The 3050-nt window shown below is 62.7% G+C and carries 3 protein-coding genes; all 3 read left to right on the forward strand.

Annotation, left to right across the window (positions count from 1 at the left end; translation table 11 throughout):
• Positions 1 to 250 (forward strand): glycine cleavage system protein H (locus A6M21_RS04360; RefSeq protein ID WP_427854601.1); only part of this gene is annotated, 250 nt, incomplete at its 5' end.
• Between the two features lie 6 nt (positions 251 to 256).
• Positions 257 to 1600, forward strand: coding sequence for an aminomethyl-transferring glycine dehydrogenase subunit GcvPA (gene gcvPA, locus A6M21_RS04365; RefSeq protein WP_066666677.1), 1344 nt, complete (start codon positions 257 to 259; stop codon positions 1598 to 1600).
• Entirely contained in the window at positions 1594 to 3048 is a 1455-nt protein-coding gene (gene gcvPB / locus A6M21_RS04370; RefSeq protein WP_066666678.1) for an aminomethyl-transferring glycine dehydrogenase subunit GcvPB, read from the forward strand. The genes gcvPA and gcvPB overlap by 7 nt, the downstream gene beginning before the upstream one ends.
• The last annotated feature ends 2 nt before the right edge of the window (positions 3049 to 3050 follow it).

A 3050-nucleotide genomic window follows, 5' to 3' on the forward strand; every position in this document is an offset into this window, starting at 1 on the left:
AGTGGGCGACGAAGTAACGGCGGGAGAAACCTTCGGCACCGTAGAGTCGGTGAAATCAGTCTCCGACCTGTTCGCCCCCGTCAGCGGCAAAGTAGTCGACGTCAACGACGCGGTCATGGATCACCCGGACCTGATCAACAAAGAGCCGTATGGAGACGGCTGGATGATTGTGGTGGAGATGTCCGATCCCTCCGAAGCGGACAAGTTGATGGACGCTTCCGGTTATGAAAAAATGGTGAAAGAGAGCTGACTTCCGTTGAAATACATTCCCAATACCGCCGCCGACCGGCAAAAGATGCTGGCGGACATCGGCGTCCCGGCGGTGGCGGACCTGTTCGCCGACATACCGGAACCGGTCCGCCTGCAGCGGGAACTGGACCTGCCGCCGGCGTTGTCCGAACCGGAACTGGTCAGCCATATGCGCCGGCTGGCGGATAAAAACGGCACTGACTATACCTGTTTTTTGGGCGGCGGGTATTACGACCACTATATCCCCGCGGTGGTACCGGCGCTTTTATCCCGTTCCGAATTCTACACCGCCTACACACCCTACCAGGCGGAAATCAGCCAGGGCACCCTGGCGGCGATCTATGAATTTCAGACCCTGATCTGCAACCTGACCGGAATGGATGTAGCCAACGCCTCCATGTACGACGGGGCCAGCGCGCTGGCCGAGGCGGCCGCCGTCGCCCTGGTCCAGACCAAAAGAAAACAGCTGGCGGTGGCCCGCACCGTGCACCCGGAATACAGGCGGGTACTGCAAACCTACCTGGTTCCCCGGCAGGCGCAGATTGTCGAACTGCCCATGGCGGCGGGGAGCACCGGCGTGAGCGATCTAGCGCCGTTAATCGGCGCACAAACAGCAGCCGTACTGGTGCAGCAGCCCAACTTCCTCGGCTGCCTGGAAGACGTGTCCGCCCTGGAAAAGGCGGCGCACGCGGCCGGCGCAATGTTCATCGTCAGCGTCGATCCCGTTTCCCTGGGATTGCTGCAGCCGCCCGGGGAATACGGCGCCGACATCGCGACAGGCGAAGGGCAGCCCCTGGGCCTGCCGGTGAGTTTCGGCGGACCGGGATTCGGCTTCTTCGCCGCCCGGGAAAAATACCTGCGCCGCATGCCCGGGCGTATGTCCGGGGCCACCACCGACGCCGCCGGCCGGCGGGGGTTCGTGCTCACCCTGCAGGCCAGGGAACAGCACATCCGGCGGGAAAAGGCCACCTCGAACATCTGCTCCAACCAGGCCTTGTGTGCCCTGGCGGCCACCATCCACATGTCCGCCCTGGGGCCGCAGGGCATGCGCCGGGTGGCGGAGCTTTGCGCCCAAAAGGCGGCCTATGCCAGGGAACGCCTGTCCGCAATCAAGGGCTTCACAGCGGCCTTCCAGGCGCCCTATTTCAAAGAATTTACACTCAAGAGCGACTACCCGCCGGACAAAGTACAGGCCGCCCTGCTCAAACACAAACTGGCCGCCGGCCCGGAACTGGGACGCTTTTACCCGGAACTGGCCGGTCACTGGCTGATTGCCGTCACCGAAAAACGCACCAAAGATGAAATCGACCGGTTGGCGCGCGCACTGGAGGAGGTGGCGGCGGTATGCTGAAGCAAGGACCGCAGAAATTAATCTTTGAACTGGGCGCCCCCGGACGGCAGGCCATCTCCCTGCCGGAAAGCGACGTACCGCAGGCGGAACTTTCCATCCCGGCGGCCGCCCGGCGCCAACAGCCCCCGGCCTTTCCGGAAGTGAGCGAAATAGAACTGGTGCGGCACTTCACCGCCCTGTCCAACATGAACCACGGAGTGGACACCGACTTCTACCCCCTGGGCTCATGCACCATGAAATACAACCCGAAAGTCGACGAAGCAGTGGCCGCCCTGCCCGGCTTTACCGAAATCCACCCCTACCTGCCGGAAGAACTGGTCCAGGGCGCACTGCAGCTGATTTACGAAATGGAAAAATACCTGGCCGAAATCGACGGCATGCAACGGGTGACCATGCAGCCGGCGGCCGGCGCGCACGGAGAACTGACCGGCATCCTGCTGATCCGCGCCTACCACGAACAGCGCGGCGACAAACGGACAAAAATACTGGTGCCCGACTCCGCGCACGGCACCAACCCGGCCACCTCGGCCATGGCCGGCTACCGGGTGGTGGCCATCCCCTCCGACGCCCGGGGCGGGGTGGACGTGTCCGCGCTGGAAAAGGCGCTGGACGATCAGGTGGCCGGTTTGATGCTCACCAACCCGAACACACTGGGCTTGTTCGACGAGAACATCCACCTGATCACCGATCTGGTGCACCGGGCCGGCGGACTGCTCTACTACGACGGGGCCAACGCCAACGCCATATTGGGGTACAGCCGTCCGGGGGACATGGGCTTTGACGTGGTGCACTTCAACCTGCACAAAACCTTTGCCACCCCGCACGGGGGCGGCGGACCGGGTTCCGGGCCGGTGGGGGTGAAGAAAGAACTGGTGCCCTTCCTGCCCGTGCCCCTGGTGGATTATGACGGGAAGCGCTACCATTTCAACTACGACCTGCCCCATAGCATCGGCAAGATGCGCTCTTTTTACGGCAACTTCAATGTGGTGGTCAAGGCCTACGCCTACATCCGCTCCCTGGGCGCGGCCGGCTTGAAACAGGTAAGCGAGGATGCGGTCCTGAACGCCAACTACCTGATGCAGCATTTGAAAAAACATTTTTACCTTCCCTACGACCGTGCCTGCAAGCATGAATTCGTCATCTCGGGCAAATGGCAGAAGGAACGCTACGGCGTGCGCACGCTGGATATGGCCAAGCGCCTGCTGGATCACGGCTTTCACCCGCCGACCATCTACTTCCCCCTGATCGTGGAGGAAGCGATGATGATCGAGCCGACCGAAACGGAGAGCAAGGAAACCCTGGACCGCTTCATCGCCTCCATGGAGCAGATTGCCCGGGAGGCGGCGGAGGAGCCGGAAAAAATCCACGGCGCGCCCCACACCACGGTGGTCGGCCGGTTGGACGAGACCACGGCCGCCCGGCAGCCCAACCTGCGCTGGCGGGGGTAAGC

Source organism: Desulfotomaculum copahuensis (assembly GCF_001655685.1).
In the GTDB taxonomy this organism is placed as follows: Bacteria; Bacillota; Desulfotomaculia; order Desulfotomaculales; family Desulfovirgulaceae; genus Desulfotomaculum_G; species Desulfotomaculum_G copahuensis.

Coding starts and splice junctions, on each gene's coding strand:
- gcvPB (WP_066666678.1), top strand. CDS start 1,594: ATGCTGAAGCAAGGACCGCAGAAATTAATCTTTGAACTGGGCGCCCCC.